Genomic DNA, 16,642 nt, shown 5'->3' with positions numbered 1-16,642 from the left:
CTATTCCTCCAGACGGTATCCAAGTTTCGGAATCGTCCTGATTTCATCATAAAGTTCCAACTTTTTTCTGAGCTGTCCGATATGGACATCCACCGTCCTACTTTCCCCCAGATAGTCTTCTCCCCAGACCCGTTTCAACAGTTCTTCCCTTCCAAGGGCAATGTTTTTATTTTGGAGCAGCAGCACAAAGAGGTCATATTCCATTGGCTTTAGGCTTACCGGAAGCCCGTCTTTGTAGACCTGATGGCTTTGCATGTCCACCAGGATGTTCCGGACCGTTAAGACTTTCTTGGCCCGTCCCGTCCTCTCCAGCACCTTCTCAATGCGTACCAGAAGTTCCAGCATCTCAAAAGGTTTTACCATATAATCTTCCGCACCCAGCTTTAATCCCTTCACCTTGGAAGCCACATCATCCTTTGCAGTCAGGTAGAGCACCGGAAGCTCCTTCTTTTTAAAATCCTCCATCAATGCAAACCCGTCTTTTCCCGGCAGCATGATATCCACTACTGCCAGGTCCGCGTCCTCCTGCCATAAGAGCAGCCTCTGGGCTTCTTCCCCATCATACGCTGCCACAGTCTCATACCCTGCTGCCTCCAGGTTCATGCACAGCAATTCTGAAATTGCACGGTCATCTTCTATCACCAAAATTTTATTTTTCATTCCCGCTGCCACCTCTAACGCTTTTCTATAGTATAGTTTTTTATATCCCAAGTCTACATTGCATTTGTTCTTGTTTTCTCATCATTTATACGCATCAGGGCACGATAATGTGACCAGCTCAATTCAGGGCACAGTGTGTCTCGAATTAGAAAAGTACAATAAAACTGAAATTATAGATTTTTGTCCCTTTTCTTTTTTGCCATTACGAATCCAAACATTAAAATCAAGTTCATAAACAGTACAACTATGCTACCTTCAATTTTACAGCTGCCACCCGACAAAATTGAATTTCCACTAATTATCATGTTGAACAAATGCGGATAATCTTCTGCTAATGATACTCCACCCAAAATAATTGCACCAACTCCATTCCATAAAAAATGGATTACAATCGGAGCAACTAAGGATTCCGTGTATTCCAAAACTGCCGTCACGAAAAGACTCATCGTTATAACGTTTAGTACAGGAAGTATTCCTGCCTCAAAAGCCCCACCATGTGCAAATGTAAATAATCCGGTAGATATAAGGACAGCGACAACTATGTTGTAATTATTTTTTATCATCTGATATAAGTAACCACGAACTAACACTTCCTGCATAACGCTATTGATAAAAGCTGAAAATAACCATAACCAAAGCATAGAAATTTGGTTTCTGCCATCAATATGTATGGCCCCTGTTAAAGATAATATTACAACAGATACTCCTAACCAAATAGCTCCTGTGATACACCCAAGTACGATATTATAAACAGGTTTTCCAGTCAGATGTAATCGTATGTTTCTTTTATCTATTAACCAGAAAATAATTGTAAAACCAATAACTGACAATAATGGAATCAATTCTGCCCAAAATCTCCAGACTGCCGCACTTTTTGTATCTGGTATAGGCAAAATTGAAACACATATAGCCCAGCCTACAAAAAAGGCAAACGTTTTTAATGATACCAATACTAATTTCTTCATGTAATATTTTCCTCTACAATCCAGATTTTCTTAATTTCACAAACTTGAATCCGTCGATTCCTTTCTTGTCTAATCTGTTAGCAATTTATCCAACAGCATCTGCCTGTTGTTTATGAACATTTCTGTTATCCGATAGCTCTCTGTTTCTTCATATTCGCATAAATGTATTCGTCCATCATCAAAACAATAGATATCTGCATCAGGTATTCCTAACAAAATTGGCGAATGCGTAACTATAATAAACTGTGCTCCCTCTTTTGCACAACTATATATTTGCATCAACAATGTAAGCTGTCTCTGTGGGGATAATGCAGCTTCAGGTTCGTCAAAAAGATACAAGCCATTTGGACGCAGATTATTCTGTGCCAATGCGAGAAAACTCTCTCCATGTGATTTTTCATGATATTTAGCGGAAGGATGTGTGAGATCCGCATATTCTTCTTCCTTCGTTGCAACATTATAAAAACTTTCAGCCCTAAGAAAATAACCCCACTTTTCCTTCCGATAGCCTTTGGAAATTCTTATCGCATCACACAATTCTGAATGTGTATCATGCGTAGAAAAAACATAATTCTTTGTTCCACCCTCCGGATTAAAACCATGTGCTACAGCAAGTGCCTCCAATAAAGTCGATTTACCACTGCCATTTTCTCCGACAAAAAAGGTAATTGGTTTATTGAAAACAAGTTTTTCAATCCCTTTAAAAGCCTTAATTCTCTTTAAATAACTATCGTTATCAATTCTATTCCAATCGAATAATACTCCTTGTAAGAATTGATCATTCATCTAATCACCTGCCTGTAAAAAACACTTTCTAATCTACCTTTTCTTGCTCTTTGGACAAGAAGCATCATTCGCTCTAAGTAGCTCGGTCAACTGGAATTTATCTTCTAACTCAAATCCGAGTTCTTTCAATTCTTTTTCGTTTCTGACATCTTCTTCCGTTTTCTTTCCAGTAATGGCACTGTAGGCTTCTTTGATTCCATTTTTCACTGCCCATTTGATGACGAAATACAGCGCAATCAAAATAATAATTGCGGTTCCCCCGCTTAAGCCTAATTCATTCCACATAATCATTAACTCCTCCGATTTCGTGACTTTCAATTTATTTTCAATTTTGCAGGCTGGGATTTATCATTGAATAAAACACATCCATACTCCAACTGCTATAAGCAATATGCCTGATATTCTTCCTGCGAATTTTGACTTTTGATATCCTAGAAAACTAATTGTTTCGGGAGTTGTAAATGGCAATAAAACAACATCTATACCCATTACTATAATCCCAATTCCTATTATAAAGACATTATTGTTAGAAATAATGCCATAAAACATAACTAAGAATCCCAAAATAATGCCTAATGTAAAATACTTGATTTTATGGCTGTCTTTATCCATCATCTTTTCATAACAATTTTCACATTTACTGTTACAAAATTCAAAATTATCATTGAGTTTTTTGCCACAATATTTGCATTTTTTCACACTCTATTCCTCCATAATTTCCGTTTTGTTACTAACATGATATCATATTTTTTTCTCAATTACATCCACCTAATTTTAATACACTGCCATTCGTTTTGCTTCTGTAACCAGCATCCTCTTGCTCTTCTCCTGCAAGGTTTCCTTTGCATTTTCATCAATCGAATAGATCTCATTTATCTCGAATTTTTTCGCTTCCCGGTCAAAATGGTCAAAGACTTCTTTCCATATCTGGACGGAAAATACACACTTTTCTTCCATGAAAATATTGCTGATAATTATAAAAAAACAGAAGACCATTTAAGATCTTCCATTTTATAAACAAACCTCTATATAAAACTATATATACTGCCCATTTTTAATAAAAACAGACAATCGGCACACTTTCGTCTATCCTATTATAAAGTTCTGCCGCTTTGTCTGCCGGAAGATTAATGCATCCATGGGATCCACCACCTTCCCGGAAACGATTTCCTCCAAAGTATGGCTGCCATGAAGCATCATGAAATCCAATCCCCCCATTAAAAGGCATCCAGTAAGTTACTGGTCTTTCATATTCATATTTCCCATTTTCCAACATCTTTCCTTTCAGCACAGATGGACTTTTCTTGTAATACAGTTGAAAAATCCCCGGTGGTGTCTGCCGTTCTACATACTGCATATCTCCTGACACAATATCCGATTCCAAAATGATAGAACCATCCTGATAGTAATATAAATGCTGTGCAGACAGGTCCACTTCAATATACGTGTTGCCTATATCATTCATACCCCGTGCATTCGCCCGCATAGCGTATACCGGTTCCCGGTTTATCTGTACTCCTGCAATCATTTCCTGCATGATGGTTTCTATTTCCCTTTCCTGATCGATCTTCCATCCATAAACGGAACTATACACCTGAACAGTACGTCCGCTTGTTGTGCAAAATTTCCTCTCTGTATTTACGGTATCATGTGTGGCAGCCAGCTGTGCCACATATTCTGCTACACACTGTCTCAGCTCATTCTCATTTTTTTGCAGCTGTCCTCTCTCATCAAAAATCAGCCAGTTTCTGATTTCCTCTCCATCCAATGTTACCGTTTCTTCTCCAAATATATATACGATTTTGGTCCGGATCAGATTTTGGCATTCTTCCAATGAATTTTTAAGATCTGGATCATCTTTCATTACTGCCGCTTTTACATAAACAGCCGGACAGCTATTCAGATCAATGGTTCTTTTTTTGCCAGCAACTGCTTCTGACAGTGCCTGATAGGCTCCATTGAAATCCAGGGTATTCCCTTCTGTTTCCGGTACGATTTCAAACTTCGAATCTTTATAAGCTACATACGCATCTTCTGGTGCTATCTGATTCTCTTTTTTTACACATTCCAGTTTTTCCAGCTGTTCTTTTAACTTCACTTTATCATAGATCATGTTTTCCTTGGCTGTATAATTTTGCTTCTTCCAAAATCCCTGAACCCATTTATATGGTTTTTGTTCATCCAGATATTGGGAAATACTGCCATCCGAAACATAACGATATCCGATCAATTTTCCATTGATACTCTGTGATTTCAGCTTTCTTGCCTTTACTTCCAGCAGATAGTCCTCTGCTTTCTTTGCAACCGCCTGTTCTGCCTCTTCCGATGTTTTTCCAGAACAGTTAATCCCATTGATCGTTGTTCCCCGAAAAAATCTGTCAGAATAGTAATAAGACATTCCTGCATAGCCAGCCATAGCAAAGAACACTATGATGACAGTGATCATTATCCACATTTTTTGCTTTCCATTATCCTTATCGGTTATCTCTTTTCTTTTTCCCATCCATGCCCCCTGTTTTTAACGATAAACAGCATTCAGACAAATTTTTTAAATCGTCTGATTTTAATATCTCCGATTTAATAAAAAATAACCAAGGCTGCTGGAAAAAACATTTTCTTTTCAAGCGCTTTTTCTGAGAAACGTTCAGGAACTCCTGCCAAGCAAAACGGCAACTCTAAGTTGTATTTTTCCAAGGGTTTCCGGTTCCATAAAATGTCCCGCACAGATCCATCCGCTACCAATTTCCCTTGATTTAAAACCAATACCCGGTCACAGGTTTCCAGTAGCAGATCCAGATCATGGGTTACAATGATCTTTGTTGTCAGAAGCTTCTGCAGGATTCGTATCAGCCGTCTCCGGTTCTTTGGGTCTAATGCTGTTGATGGTTCATGGAAAAGTACAGCTTTACATTCCAACAGAACAGGCCGGCGATGGCTATGACTACATTAGCTGGGCCGGCGTGGCAAAGACAGGAGGAATGGTATATTATAGCATCTCTGAAAATTATGGCAACGGTGGAAACTACATTTCCTCTATAAAACCAGGCGAAAGTGTGCAGCTGAACATGGCCTGGATCGTAAATGAAAGCGACCTTAAAAATCTGTATCTGAATGTGACTGGGAGCGGAGCTTCGTATGAGTTCTCTGAACATATACTGAAAAAGGGACTGCTAGATATTCGCCAATAATGTGTCATCGTTTATAATCCCATTTTTTATATGTCATATATAAAAAAAGCGTTTTTCGATTCCTTTTGGTTTCGAAAAACGCTTTCTTTTATTCTGTATAGATGTTCCCATTCTCATCCGTCCAGGTGCCGTCACCATTGTCTGTGTATCCGACCCCATCTGCGTCACAATAATAATAATCTCCGTTTGTTGTTTCTATTACATTAACAGTACCGTTACTGCCCTGAAGTTCATGCTGTTCCAGTTGGTTTCCGAAATGATAACCTTCGTCATTCCAGGTACGATATGAATTTCCATTGGCATCTGCCCAGTTTCCATCTCCCTGATAACTGTATCGACTCCCATAATCATCAGAATAGGTCCCATCTCCGTTATCGTAAAGAACTCTGGATTCTTCATCTCCTCCACCCGGTGCTACAATTGATGCTACACCGGAAGTAGTAGTGAATCCACTGGTATATGGTACGCCTGCTGGCAGATTTTCATAAGATGAAACAGACCCGTTGTTGTCAGAGGTAATTCCATCATCGGTCGTTTCACTTACCTGTCCGCTGTTTTCCATGGCAGGTTCATCATTTGTTTCCGCATCCGCTTTTTCCTCTTCGTCTACAGAATCCTCTGTATCTGTATTCTCTGTCACTCCTCCTTCGTCCTGTGTTTCAGCAGCTTTCTGCATAGTTACCATTTCAGAAAACGGTGCATAATCCGGTACATTATTTTTCTCTGGATCTGCATTTTTTTCAATACCAGACTTCTCCGTCTCTACTGAAACTGTATCTGTCCCGGCAGAGACATTAAATACCAGATTACCGCCTGCAAGCAGCAGCGTCACAAGAATTCCCGGAAGAATTCCTTTGCGGAGTTTCCGAATGTTCACCATATACAGAATCCGATCTTTAAACACCATTTCGCTGTCATTAAGACTTGCTGTCACATATGGAATCTGATTTTCCATGGCCACTGTCCTGAGAAGCAGCTGTCGATATAATTTATGTTCCTTTTTATTAACTCTGCGAACAACCGCTGTATCACACAGATTTTCAATATCCTTATCCGCTTCTTTCAGCATGATAAGAAGAAAGGGATTGAACCAGTATATCGATGCACAGATTCGAAGGAGCATCTTATACCAGAGATCCCGATGGCAATAATGTGTAAGTTCATGGTAAAAGATAAGTTTTCTTTCTTCTGCTGAATACCCGGTTGCTGGTAGATACAATTTTGTATGTAAAAGTCCTGCAAGAAGCGGTGTGGTAAGACCTGCGTTTTGCCTGAGTTCCGGTATTCTGCGTACGTGCTTCTTTTGACACGCTGCACGGTACATCTGAATACTCACCGTATCACTTACCTGTAGACTCATCCGTTCCAGATTCCTTATAGAAAAATAATATGCCAGCAATTCTCCTGTCAGTTTAAGTACCGCTACGCTCGGCCAGACAACAACAAAAATCACAGCCACAATTCCCAGCCATTTATCTGATTCGTACCTAACAGTTCTCTTTTGTTCCGGAATTTCTGTCAGATTTTTCATGTCATTGCTCGCAGATGATACGGTTTCTGTTATCTTCTGACTTTCCTCTGGTCTGACTGCATAATCCGTTATCTTCGGGTTTTGCGTATTCTGTTGACTGCTTCTAAGTACTTTGAAATCCACCAGTGCCAGATTCTCCGGAAGGCGCACCGGAATACAAAGGCTTATCGTAATCAACAGCCAGATAAAGTACTTCCATCTCGCTGATACACGTCCTTTAAACAGAGTCGCAAGCACTTTTACCAGTAAAATTACTACTGCTGCAATAATGTTCAGTTTCAGAATGTGCAGAATGAAAACCTCCATAATTTGCTATTCCTCCCTGTCCTCCAGGTTCTTAAGAAATTCACTGAGATCCTGGACTTCTTCCGAGCTGATTTTCTTTCCATGATAAAGTGAAGTTACAAACTTTTTTAGTGAATTCCCATAAAGCTTCTCAAGAACACTCTGGCTTTCATGTGCCTGATAATCTGACTGCGAAACCAGGGGTGTATACAGATTCATTTTTCCCTGTTTCGTCACTTCCACGAAATTTTTGTTCTCCAGTCTGGTCAGCAATGACAAAATTGTTGTTGATGCAAGCTTTTTCTTCATATTGATCACTTTCTCAATCTCCGGTCTGGTCATCGGCGGAGTATTATTCCAAAGAACGAGCATAATATCCAGTTCTGATTTCGGAAGTCTCTGGTAAGTTTTTTTCACTTTTTCATACCTCCCCTGTTACATATTTTCTACAAATGTAGGAATAACTCTATTTTACCACGGTTCACGGAAATGGCAAGGGCTTTTGCACAATTTGCAAATGCTCTTGCCATTCCTGCAGCTACTGACCACTATCAGTCTATTTCTGTATAGCTGCTGCCATTTTCATCACTCCATGTCCCGTCTCCGTTGTCCGTAAATCCTGTACCATTTTCGTCCTGGAAATAATAATCACCATTTGTAGTTTCCGTAACCGTCACAGTATTACCGTTTGCATCCTGAAGGTCATGCTGTTCCAACGTATGTCCCAGATGATGAGTGTCATCATTCAGAGCTGAGTAGGTATTTCCATTTTCGTCGGTATAAGTTTCATCCCCATTATCGGTATAGTTCATTCCATCATCTCCACGATATTCACAAGAATAATCTTTGTGAAGAATGTAATTAATCTCAATGGTATTTCCATCACTGTCAACTAATGTCATTGGTGAGGTAGTAAGGATATCGGAATCATCATTGCTGTCCGAGGATTTTGTAGAAGCATTTTCTTCTGTATCGGAGGAATCTGAATCTCCTCCTGACTTCTGACTGGCAGTATCTGTAGTTGCCTTATCAGAATCATCTGTCTGGTTTCCGTTCTCCTGTCTGGTAAGCGAAGGATTTCCAGGATAAGAAATATATTCTACAAATTTTCTGACGTCACTGATGTCATCTGCATCTTTTGCATATCCCACTGCCATGTACAGGCTGTTTCCCTCTGAGTAAATTGTCTGATAGCAGGCATCGTATGTGTCATTGCATTTGGCAATCCCTGTTTTGACATCCTTCAGCGAATATTTATAGATATTTACATAATCATTTCCGTTCGTATAGCTTGCATAGGTACCTTCAGTATCTGCTTTTTCCCATTCAGATCCAGCCGGCGGCTGTGTATAGAAATCGTTATTTTCTGCTGCCATAACCGTTGCAGCTGAAAAAATCCCAAGTGTTGCTACCGTCATAAGTGTCATAAATTTTGTCTTCATCGTGGATTCTCCTAGAATTTTATTTTCTACATCTGTAGAAGTTAATTGTATTCTACAACTGTAGAATACAATTGTCAATTCTTTTTTTATATTTTTTTACCATCTCAGTTTAATTTCTATTTTTCCTTCCACTGGGCTATATAAATCCAGAGGATCTTCATCGCTTTCATAAACACGTCCTTCGCCTTCTCCAAATGATTTGCGGCATACTGGACATGATAGTCAGAACTAATATTTCTTTTTTCATTTTTCTGCAATCGTATTTCCATCAAAAGTGCCATTTTACGCCATTCTTGCAATAAAAAAAAGGTCCTCCCGGATAGACTATTATTGTTCCTGTCCATCCAGAAAGACCTGAAAATTAAAATGTTATATTTTTTAGAAATTATCCATTAAATTTCTGCAAACATTTAAATAAAATCATGGGTTTCGTTTTCTACAAACTCCCCATCTAAGAAAGCAAGATCATCCGTAGCTTCCTGTACTTCTGCTTCCTCGTCAGAATATTCTATCTGCCCACCTTTCTCTTCCTGCCTTTCACACCATATGACCAGACGTTTGGAGGCATCTGTTCCACAGGTGGAAAGCAGAAGCGTCGGGACTTCTTCCTGCGTTCCAAGTAAAAAAGCATCTCCATCTGCCGGTGTATACTCGCATTTTACGATCACAAAGATCCATACCCCTTCATCCGGAAGATACAGATAGAGGATATGGTGTTCTTTTAAAAATTTATCGCCAAGGAAATTTCGAAGTCCGCGGAACATGCTGCCATCTTTCATATTGTGACCATAAATGATGTTCTTGTCATCAGAAAAATCGGCATTGTTATCGGAATCCAGGAAAATGGCCCCTGCCACATGTTCTGTCTTCTTAAAAGTATGTGTCAGGTAATAGGAGTCATCGTTTCCCTGAACTACCGGGTAATCAATGCTGGTATCTGGGATCCGGATCCATGCAACGATATCCGGATTGATCTTTTTTAATGCCTTAAAATCAACCACGGTCTGTTTCCCATCGCTTCCGTCTGTTCCTTCTGTGTGGTCATCCTCATCTGTTTCCTTGACGTATGTACGCAGGTCTTCATATTCCTGCACACCTTCCCGGTACATAAAGTAAATGCCAAAACCGGTACATACGCAAAAACTGAGTACCATCAGGCAGACTGCCACGATCATGATTTCTTTTATGTATCTCATACAAACCTCCGATTATTCTTCCTGGAAAAAGGGCTGCCGGTAAATCGAGCAGCCCTGAACCGTATTCCTTAATTTCCTTTTTTCTTCTTATACCAGATCACGCCGCCAATGCCGCAGGCAGAAAGGACTGCCAGAAGGATCGGAAGCCAGATGTTGGTGCTGTCCCCTGTTTTCGGGCTGTTTCCTGTCGGTGTGCTACCGGAAGGGGATTTGGTGTTTTTGATCTCTTTTACGATCTCGATCACCTTGGTTTTTCCGTCTTTGTATTCAAAGCGGATCTCTTCTTTTTTGCTGCTTAATTCATAACCATTTGGTGCTTTGGTCTCTACCAGGATATATTCCACGGTTTTCTCTACTTTTCCATTTTTATAAGTAGCAATCGGAAGCTTGCCGCTTGTCGCTGTTCCGGTCTTATCCGTTACCAGTTTTTCTACGACTTTTCCGCTTTCCTTTTCACGCAGTTCAAATTCTGCTCCTGAAAGGGCTGCCTTACTGGTGGAATCGGTCTTTTTGATGACCAGTTTTCCATATGGATGTGCGTCCTTCATTTTGACTTTCTGGACTTTTCCGGTATCTTTTACCGTAAATTTCACATCTTCCGCAATGAGGTATCCATCCGGAGCCTGCTCTTCACGAAGGGTATATTCGCCTACCGGAAGTTTTTCGACCATATGCGGTTTATCCGTGGACGTCCAGCTTTCAACTTTCTTTCCATCTTTATCCAGGATGATCAGTTTTGCTCCCGGTACCTCACTGGAATCCGTAATGTCTTTCTTGCTGATTTCCACTTTGGTCACATCATCAAGCATCTGGTGTTTCTGTACTTCTTTTGTGTTTTCGACGGTAAATTCAATACTTTCCGCAGTCACATAACCATCTGCCGGCTTTGTTTCTGTCATCTTGTATTTCTTTCCTACGATAAGGCCCTTGATGATATGTGCTTCCTCTTTGGATACCCATTCATCCACCGTATTTCCATCCTCATCTGTTACCTTTAAGGATGCTCCCGGAAGTTCTTTTTTGTCCGTCAGGTCTGCTTTGGAAAGTTCTACCGTAGTCTGTTCATCTTCAAAGGTGAACGCATACTCTGCAACACTGGTTCCACTGCCCTGGTACTCAAAAGTGAATTCCTGCGGTTCCTGGTCTGTCACATAGCCATCCGGGGCGGCAAGTTCCTTAATGTAGTACCTGCTGTCAATCGGGAGATCTGCAACAAACTGGATCTTTCCATCCTCATCTGTGGTCTTCAGTTCGATCAGAGTGTCTTTCGCAAGGAGTACTTTTCCTTTTGAAGATACGATGTCGTCTGCTGCATAGAGGCCAAAGATTGCCCCGGAAAGTACTTTGTCACTGTCCTTTTCTTTTTTCAGGACTTCCACCTGTACCCTCTGGCGCGCATTCTGCCAGTCGGCACTATAAGTAACCAGAGGTGTATCCTGGTCACGGTATGTAAGATCCACATATCTTGGTTCATTATCCAGAACGTAGCCATGTGCGGTCTCTTTTTCCACGATGTAATAACGTCCAAGCGGGAGGTTATCCATCTGGGCGATACCATTTCCATCTGTTGTAATGGAGCCGACCAGTTCATCTGCCGCATAATAATCTGCACTTACCCCGTCTGCTGCACGGATGGCTTCTGCCGCGTAAACATTGAAGGTTACATCAGTCAGGTTTCCGGTCACATAGTTGAACAGGTGCTCGATCATGCCTTTTGCATTGTCAAGAAGGGATACGCTGTCTAAGAATTCCCCTTTCTTGTTTACCAGAAGTCTTGCTACCGGGACTTCATCTTCCATTTTGACTTTCTGTACTTCTGCAGTATCAGAGATCGTAAACTCTACGTCTGTTGCACGTAAGTAGCCATATGGTGCAAGCTCTTCACGCAGAATGTAAGTTTTTCCAACCTGAAGTCGCTTGATCACATGTGGGGAATCCTTTACGGATGTCCAGGAATCGATCACGTTGCCATCCTTATCCAGTACACTCATGGAAGCCCCGTCAAGTTCTGTTCCGGTCGTGATATCTGCTTTTGTTACTTCTACCGTTGTCGGCTGGTTTTTCTTCACGGATTTTAATTTGATCGTTTTTACGTCCTGGCCCTGGTATGTGGCATCAAATTCCAGGATCTCATCAGAAGATACATAACCCGCCGGTGCCTGCAGCTCTTTCACATAGTATCTGCCAAGCGGAAGATCCAGCGTAAACGCTGCCTTACCTTTTTCGTTGCTTGTGATCTCCTGAAGCAGTGTATCTGCTTTTACAATCACCTTGTCGCCGGAAGAAATTGCTTCTTTATTGTATAATCCAAAGGTTGCACCTTTTAAAGCCTTTCCGGTCTCAGCATCCCGTTTTTCCACACTCAGCTCTACTTTCTGGCGTTCATTGGAAAATTCCAGTTTTTCTTCGATCTCCGGTGTGTTCTGATCCTTATAGATAAAGGCTACTTCCTGACTGTCTGGATTTAAGACAAATCCGGCCGGTGCTTTTGTTTCTTTCACACGGTATTTTCCAAGCGGAAGGTCTTTGATAACAGCTTCCCCATTTTTATTAGTGGTCACTGTTTTTACCAGGGTATCCTTTGCATAGATCACGTGACGGTTTCCCTGCTCGTCCACCTGATGATCCGGTGTGAAAATATCTTCTGCTGCGTAGATTTCAAATTCTGCCCCTTCCAGGGAAGCTTCTTCGTATACAAAATCCTTTTTAAAGGATTTTAAGGTTTCACCGGATTTATGGATCACCAGTTTGCCCTTGACCGGATGGTTTTCATAGGTCACGGTAATGATGGCATCCCCGCTGACGGAATCCATCTGATAAGCTGTATTCTTATCAACTTTGATCTCCACATACTGGGTATTCTGGGTGTAGCCATCAGGCGCTCTCACTTCCTCAATCCTGTAATTTCCGCATTTTAAGGATTCCGGAAGAATCAGGTAACCATTTTCGTCCGTAAAATAGGATTTATGGACAACCGTATTTGGATAGGTCGTTACCTGTTCCACGTACTTTTTCGCATCCAGGTCGTACACTTTGAATTCTGTATTGGCAAGGAGGACCGGCTGTTTGGTCTCATCATCCTGTTTCACGATCTTAAGCTTTGCTTTGAACTCATCGTCCAAAAGGACTCTCCATACCTGCGGTGTGCTGCTGTTCTCGGTTACGGTTACGATAAAATCATCTACCGGCATGAAATTATGCGGTGTTGTGGTCTCACGGACAATGTAGCGTCCATAAGGAATCGGGATGCTGCACGCATAGCCGCGTTCATCGGTAAACATTTCTGTTTTTCCATCTTCCGTAAGAACGATCGGGGTCGCATTTGTAAAGTCATAGCTTCCATCGTCCTTTACAGTCAGGCTGCTGATCAGATAAGCAGAGAATCCGGCACCTTTTAAAAGGTCCGCATCGGTCTTATCATTATCCGCTGCTTTAATCAACTGGAATGGCTGTTTGATCACGTCTTCTTTGGAAACGGTATTTCGTTTTACCGTCTCTACCTGGTCTCCTTCGTAGTTACAGTTTACATCATGCTCCTCTTCGTCCAGAAGATAACCTACTGGAGGCGTGATCTCCTTCAAATAATACTTTCCAAGATACAGATTGCTTACGCTTGCTTTTCCCTCTTTATCGGTCGTCAGGGTAGCTACCTGTTCGTCCTTTTTATAAAGGACTCCGCTCCTGCCATCCGGATGGTTAATGTCTTCCCTTGCATAGAGCCCGTAAATGGCTCCTTCAAATACGGCATCTCCCTGTGCGCTGTTTCCTGTCTCGCTGTCTTCTTTTACCAGGTCGATTGTTGCATTTACACGCTTATTTGTAAAGGTATGGCTAAAGTTTACCTTTTCTTCCTTATCATTGGTGAACTTAAAAGTGAAGGTGTAAGTATCCTCACTGTTTCTAAGGTAAAGTTCCGGTGCCTGGATCTCCCGGATGCTGTAGCTGTAATTAATCGGAAGTTCCGCTTTATAAGAAGCTTTTCCATCGGCTCCGGTCGTTGCTTTTTCGATCAGGGTTCCTTTGGGAACAACGGTCTTACCATCAACTTTGATATCTTCTGCTGCATACAGCCCGTAGATGCCTCCGGAGAGCGGATTTTTTGTCTCTTCGTCCTGCTTTTCCACACGGACTGCAGCCTTCTGGCGTTCATTTAAAAATGTTGCACTGACAGTCTGCACTTCTACGGTCTGGCCTGCATACACAAGCTCAACAGTCTTAGACTCTCCTTTGCATACATAATTATCCGGAGCTTTCGTCTCGGTTACTGTGTAGGTGCCAAGATAGAGATCCTTTAACGTAACGCTTCCGTCATCTCCGGTAACCAGATTATCCTTGACAAGTGCACCTTTTTTATAGATGAGGGTGCCATCTGCCGCCTTGATATCTGCACCTGCATAAACACTGTAAACGGCTCCTTTCAATTTCCGTTTTTCGTAGGCAAAGGTCACACCATCTTCCGTGACGGTCGCTCCAGTAAGCACTTCTCCTTCTTTATAAATGGTGAGTGCACCTTTTTGCTCTTTATCCGTTAAGTTCTTGGAAGCGGTCTGCCCCACGACCAGTTTTACCCCATAGGCTTTCGTATCCAGCACATATCCGGATGGGCCTGAGATTTCACGAAGGTAAACGGTATCCTGTGTTTTGGTGATCTTTACTTCGGATTCCCCTTTTGCATTTGTTGCCGGCATTTTTTTGATAAGTTTCGTGCAGGCTTCATCTGCATAGATGCCGTAAACGGCACCTGCAAGGAGCGCGTTGCTTCCCTTATCTTTTTTGATGATCTTGACCGTTGCTTCATCCGGCCAGTCTACCTCCAGATTCAGCTCCAGTGTATCGGTATAATATCCAAAGCCGATATCCTGGCTGTTCGCCAGCTTTAAGAGCATGGCATGGAAATTAAGCGGATAGTTGGATGTGATCGCATATTTTCCTTTCAGGCTTCCAATATTCTGGGTGGTTGCTTCCAGATGGAATTTTTCACCGCCCTTTACGCTCACATTTCCGGTCCCGGTTTTTCCTGTCGTCTCATTTACAAGGGAGACCCCGTTTTCCAGATGGATCGTGATCACAAAAGCTGCGTTTGCCTTCCATGTGAAGGTCGGGCTCTGGTTTCCATTTGCAGAAGCACTGAGCCCAGGTGTCAGCTCCATGGTCGTTGGATCCGGCATCTTTGCAAGGGCTGCCTTGATCTCTTTTAACATGTTTTTGGCAGTTGTCGAAAGGGATCCTCCAAATCCGGATTCCCCGTCATATAAATAATCGACCAGATAATGCTGCATTGCACGGGTCTCGGAGGAACAGCCGTATTTTTCCATGATGGATTTGATATTATAGCCGTTGAATGTGCCGCCCCATCCGGGACCGCCATATCCGTAAAACATGGCCTTCCTTAAATAACGGTCATCGCCGCCCTCATCCAGTTCGACCATATTTTTATAAGTCGTTCCACTTGGCGGGGACTGTTTACTGTGCTGCATGCAGTATGCATAGACGGTATAAGTCTTTCCGCCTGCTTTGTAACGGATATACTTATAGGAATCATTTCCGCCCTGTCCCATAACAGAATCAAAAGGATGCAGTTTTCCATCTGAATAATAGTAATAGGTATTAGCTTCAATGTCTGTTGAATCATCCCACAAGTCTCCATCGGAAGCTGCCATGGTACTAATACCGCCCTCAGCCTGGTCATATACCACACTTAATGCAACATCATCTTCCGGCATCTCAAAGCTGAAGGAATTTGTTCCCTCATCGTAGCTTACTTCTGCATACAGAAGATCTTCGGTATTCTCTGTCTGGTTTGCTTCGACAAGACTTGTTCCCACTGCGATCAGGCTTCCCTGCGGGATATCACCGGAAAAGTTGACCGTCTCCCCCGTCTGGTAACGTCCGTCCTCGTGGTCCAGTTCAATATTGAATTCATTTCCCTGTACGATGTCAACCTGATAGCTTCCATCCTCTGGTTCCTCATCGGAAAATTCTTCTGCTTCCTCTTCTTCTGGCTCCTCCGTTTCTTCCGGCTCTTCCAGGGTTTCCGGGGCATCTTCCGGGCTTATGGTCGGGAGGACGGGGTCTGCCTCCGGTTCGTCATCGCCGCTTTCCTGTTCCTGACCGCCATTGGATCCGTCTGTTTCTGCTTCCCTTGGTGTCACCGTAATGTTTCTGGCAACCAGATAGGCTTCCCCGGATGCGGGTGTAACAAGATATACGCATTTATAGGTTCCCGCATGGTTATAATCAAATACAGTCCCGTCTTCCATTGCTGCTTTTTTCAGTTCCACATGGTCTCCTTCAGAGAGTTTCAGTCCTGTAAAATCATTCTGGATATCAAAGGCTTCCCCTTCGGTAACCATAAGCGCAAGTTCCGGATCAGCAACGGTTTCCTCGATCAGTTCTTCCTCGCTTTTCTCCGTCTGCGTTTCTGTCTGTGTTTCTGTCTGTACCTCGATCTGCGTCTCGCTCTGTGCGGAAACGCCTCCCACCTCAGCGGCGGATACTGCAGAAGCTCCCGTCTGCAAGAGCGTAGTGCAGCACAGAGCAAAAGCCATCGCACCCGCCATCCATCTTTTCTTCCAGTTTTTTTCCAAGT

The 16,642-nt window shown here is 42.2% G+C and carries 13 protein-coding genes; 1 reads left to right on the top strand and 12 read right to left on the bottom strand.

Features of this window, described 5'->3' with window-relative positions; translation table 11 throughout:
• The 7 genes from H8Z79_RS04655 to H8Z79_RS04625 all read right to left on the bottom strand — a co-directional run bounded on the left by H8Z79_RS04655 (nucleotide 1) and on the right by H8Z79_RS04625 (nucleotide 4,914).
• Complete coding sequence (locus tag H8Z79_RS04655; RefSeq protein WP_118039749.1) at nucleotides 1–660, bottom strand: response regulator transcription factor; 660 nt, start codon at nucleotides 658–660, stop codon at nucleotides 1–3.
• A 170-nt stretch (nucleotides 661–830) separates the two neighbouring features.
• Nucleotides 831–1,625: a CPBP family intramembrane glutamic endopeptidase gene (locus H8Z79_RS04650; RefSeq protein WP_015542758.1), complete on the bottom strand. Its 795-nt coding sequence runs from the start codon at nucleotides 1,623–1,625 to the stop codon at nucleotides 831–833.
• 69 nt (nucleotides 1,626–1,694) lie between these two features.
• On the bottom strand, nucleotides 1,695–2,411 hold the full coding sequence (locus H8Z79_RS04645; RefSeq protein WP_117593977.1) for an AAA family ATPase: 717 nt from the start codon (nucleotides 2,409–2,411) through the stop codon (nucleotides 1,695–1,697).
• A 33-nt stretch (nucleotides 2,412–2,444) separates the two neighbouring features.
• The gene (locus tag H8Z79_RS04640) at nucleotides 2,445–2,696 is read right to left on the bottom strand and encodes a DUF6019 family protein (RefSeq protein WP_015542760.1); all 252 of its coding nucleotides are present in this window, start codon (nucleotides 2,694–2,696) and stop codon (nucleotides 2,445–2,447) included.
• Between the two features lie 63 nt (nucleotides 2,697–2,759).
• Nucleotides 2,760–3,110, bottom strand: coding sequence for a DUF2116 family Zn-ribbon domain-containing protein (locus H8Z79_RS04635; protein ID WP_118039750.1), 351 nt, complete (start codon nucleotides 3,108–3,110; stop codon nucleotides 2,760–2,762).
• Nucleotides 3,111–3,185: 75 nt separating this feature from the next.
• Nucleotides 3,186–3,368 carry a hypothetical protein gene (locus tag H8Z79_RS04630; protein ID WP_225876921.1) on the bottom strand — a complete coding sequence of 61 codons (183 nt, stop codon included), beginning with the start codon at nucleotides 3,366–3,368 and terminating at the stop codon, nucleotides 3,186–3,188.
• A gap of 97 nt (nucleotides 3,369–3,465) precedes the next feature.
• The gene (locus H8Z79_RS04625) at nucleotides 3,466–4,914 is read right to left on the bottom strand and encodes a L,D-transpeptidase (RefSeq protein WP_118039752.1); all 1,449 of its coding nucleotides are present in this window, start codon (nucleotides 4,912–4,914) and stop codon (nucleotides 3,466–3,468) included.
• A gap of 370 nt (nucleotides 4,915–5,284) precedes the next feature.
• On the opposite strand from H8Z79_RS04625, the gene H8Z79_RS04620 reads away from it, so the two are divergent.
• Nucleotides 5,285–5,599 carry a hypothetical protein gene (locus tag H8Z79_RS04620; protein WP_182279230.1) on the top strand — a complete coding sequence of 105 codons (315 nt, stop codon included), beginning with the start codon at nucleotides 5,285–5,287 and terminating at the stop codon, nucleotides 5,597–5,599.
• 88 nt (nucleotides 5,600–5,687) lie between these two features.
• On the opposite strand, the gene H8Z79_RS04615 is transcribed toward H8Z79_RS04620, so the two are convergent.
• The 5 genes from H8Z79_RS04615 to H8Z79_RS04595 form a co-directional block, all read right to left on the bottom strand.
• Entirely contained in the window at nucleotides 5,688–7,436 is a 1,749-nt protein-coding gene (locus H8Z79_RS04615) for a M56 family metallopeptidase (protein ID WP_118039753.1), read from the bottom strand.
• 6 nt (nucleotides 7,437–7,442) lie between these two features.
• A complete protein-coding gene (locus H8Z79_RS04610; protein WP_118039754.1) occupies nucleotides 7,443–7,832 on the bottom strand; it encodes a BlaI/MecI/CopY family transcriptional regulator in 390 nt (129 codons plus the stop codon).
• 134 nt (nucleotides 7,833–7,966) lie between these two features.
• Complete coding sequence (locus H8Z79_RS04605; RefSeq protein WP_118039755.1) at nucleotides 7,967–8,857, bottom strand: hypothetical protein; 891 nt, start codon at nucleotides 8,855–8,857, stop codon at nucleotides 7,967–7,969.
• A 410-nt stretch (nucleotides 8,858–9,267) separates the two neighbouring features.
• Nucleotides 9,268–10,053, bottom strand: coding sequence for a class B sortase (gene srtB / locus H8Z79_RS04600; protein WP_059085779.1), 786 nt, complete (start codon nucleotides 10,051–10,053; stop codon nucleotides 9,268–9,270).
• A gap of 68 nt (nucleotides 10,054–10,121) precedes the next feature.
• The gene (locus H8Z79_RS04595) at nucleotides 10,122–16,640 is read right to left on the bottom strand and encodes a SpaA isopeptide-forming pilin-related protein (RefSeq protein ID WP_330607522.1); all 6,519 of its coding nucleotides are present in this window, start codon (nucleotides 16,638–16,640) and stop codon (nucleotides 10,122–10,124) included.
• Between the last annotated feature and the right edge of the window lie 2 nt (nucleotides 16,641–16,642).

The sequence above is a fragment of the Blautia intestinalis genome (assembly GCF_014297355.1).
In the GTDB taxonomy this organism is placed as follows: domain Bacteria; phylum Bacillota; class Clostridia; order Lachnospirales; family Lachnospiraceae; genus Blautia_A; species Blautia_A intestinalis.
The sequence above is the reverse complement of the archived record's forward strand: the minus strand, read 5'-3'. Positions and strand labels throughout refer to the sequence as shown.